The sequence below is a fragment of the Mesorhizobium silamurunense genome, from assembly GCF_014843905.1.
In the GTDB taxonomy this organism is placed as follows: Bacteria; Pseudomonadota; Alphaproteobacteria; order Rhizobiales; family Rhizobiaceae; genus Mesorhizobium; species Mesorhizobium silamurunense.
This window is the reverse complement of sequence record NZ_LPVS01000126.1, coordinates 1-242: the sequence shown is the minus strand read 5'-3', so window position 1 is coordinate 242 and position 242 is coordinate 1. Positions and strand designations below refer to the sequence as shown.

At 59.9% G+C, this 242-nt stretch carries 1 protein-coding gene; it reads left to right on the top strand.

The features are described from left to right. Positions 1-56: 56 nt before the first annotated feature. The coding region (locus AU465_RS32690) for a transposase (RefSeq protein ID WP_192257111.1) at positions 57-242 on the top strand (186 nt) is incomplete at its 3' end.

Sequence of the window (242 nt, the reverse complement as noted above, 5' to 3'; positions counted from 1 at the left end):
ACCTTTCGCTTGTGGATGTAAGCGACGATGTTCGATGCCTTTGAGGGCTTCGACATATGACGATTTCAGAGTTTACGCTTAAGTCCAGGGACGAGGAGCCGGTCCGTCGGCTGGAGATCTTCACTGGTTCGGGTCGGCGGCGTGAGTGGCCGCGGGAGGAGAAGGCCCGGATAGTGGCGGAGAGCTACGATGCGGGCGAGACGGTTTGTGCTGTGGCACGCCGGTATGGACTTTCCCCGCAG